Origin of the sequence: Porphyromonas uenonis 60-3 (assembly GCF_000174775.1) — a bacterium.
Lineage (GTDB): Bacteria > Bacteroidota > Bacteroidia > Bacteroidales > Porphyromonadaceae > Porphyromonas > Porphyromonas uenonis_A.
In genome coordinates this window covers 1-1,601 of sequence record NZ_ACLR01000198.1, presented here as the reverse complement: position 1 = coordinate 1,601, position 1,601 = coordinate 1, and the positions used below count along the sequence as shown (strand labels likewise).

General features: G+C 48.7%; 2 protein-coding genes and 1 pseudogene. All 3 read left to right on the top strand.

Going from position 1 to position 1,601, the window contains the following annotated elements:
• A pseudogene (locus PORUE0001_RS10160) lies at positions 1 to 264 on the top strand (conjugative transposon protein TraK); the annotation flags it as partial.
• A complete protein-coding gene (locus PORUE0001_RS10640; protein ID WP_007364510.1) occupies positions 236 to 439 on the top strand; it encodes a hypothetical protein in 204 nt (67 codons plus the stop codon). The pseudogene PORUE0001_RS10160 and the gene PORUE0001_RS10640, both read left to right, overlap by 29 nt.
• A gap of 1 nt (position 440) precedes the next feature.
• The coding region (traM, locus tag PORUE0001_RS07910; RefSeq protein WP_007365926.1) for a conjugative transposon protein TraM at positions 441 to 1,601 on the top strand (1,161 nt) is incomplete at its 3' end.

Here is a 1,601-nt window from a genome sequence, read left to right as displayed (position 1 = left end):
AAGTACTATAATCGTCTCATCTCGACAAACACCTCTCAGGTGCTGACGGTTGATTCTATCTCTTGTAACTTTAATACTTACCCCTATGAGGCTGTGGTCTATGGCACACAGACCATCTACCGCAAGAGTAATGTCACAGAGCGGTCTCTTGTAACCGCCTGCTCATTACTCAACACGGTACGCAGTGACCGCAACCCACAGGGCTTCCTAATCACTAAATTTAGAGTAATCAATAATGAAACAAGACGTACCACCCCTCGATAGTGTAGGCACTTCATCTACACAGAACAAGGTCGGCTGGGTAAAAAAACAGACTGACCGACTCAAAGCGTGGTGTGACAAGCTCACACCCGAAGAGCGTAAGAGACTAACCTTTATCTCTATGGGTGTCTACCTAGCCGTTTTTCTTCTAGTAATTACAATTAGCATCTTCAAATAATATGGATACCAACAAAACAGCTCCTGACAAAGCTAAGCTTAAGCAGTGGCTTGTGATGGGGCTCATCATTATTGTCTTCGTCGGCGCATTGTATATGATTTTGCGTCCTTACCTTATCAAAGAGGATAAGATAGGCAATGGACAGCTCCTAACCGATGTCCCTGATGCCGATGTTGCGAAACTCCCTGAGGACAAACTGTCCGCCTACAAGGGGACGGGTCTAGTTGACCTCGGGGAAGAGCAGGTCGACCCACGCTTACAGCGTCTATATGACGAGCAAGATCGCGCCGACGACTCTGCTGAGTATGGAACCAATCGTTATCCCCGCAATGAGGATTATGATCCTTATGAAGATGAGGATCTCCAGTCTTCACAGGGGTTGTATGCTCAGTTCGCTCGTGAGCAAGAGGATCAAGACCGCATGGCTCGTCTAGAGGAGCAGTTAGCTGATCTAGAGCGTGAGAAGCGAGACCTTGCTGATGAGCGAGAATATCTAACCCAGCTTGGGGAACTTAAGGATAGGCAAATCGCCGCAACCGATATCTACAGCAATGCTTATAGGCGAGCGACGGCTGAGCCTGAGCCAGCCCCTGAACCTCCTAGAGACCCCAATGCTCCCGTGAGCTTTGATGCGGTCGGAGCTAAGACTGTAGACCCTTCTGTTGTCTCTACTCTTTCTCAATCAGGTAGGGATGCTTCTAGCCAGCAGGCGCACGAGGCTTTGCTACAGAACCGCTTTACCACGTCTGTAGGTTCGTTGCGTAGTGAGACTATTGCCAAGAACACGATGCGAGCTATCATCGATGAGACCAAGACCATCAAGCTAGGCGATGAGGTCAAAATGCGTCTTATGGAGGACATACAGATAGGCTCTGTAGTTGTACCTAAGGGTACGACTATTGTGGCTAAGTCAACCCTGACAAACAATCGTCTACAGCTGAAAGTTACCTCTATTGAGTATCGGGAAAGAATCATAGGAGTAGACTTGTCCGCCTTTGACCTTAATGGTCAAGAGGGGTTGTACGTACCTGTAACAGCGGAAGCTGTGGGACTCAAAGCCCTTGGAGAGGGCTTGGCAGAGACAGCCACAGGAGGTATCTCTATACAGCAGAGTGGCAAGGATCAAATCCTCGCCAATGTCTCCAATGGACTCATACGTGCC

What these genes read in the sequence shown, in the direction of transcription:
- PORUE0001_RS10640 (WP_007364510.1), top strand. Translation starts at nt 236, where the DNA reads ATGAAACAAGACGTACCACCCCTCGATAGTGTAGGCACTTCATCTACA.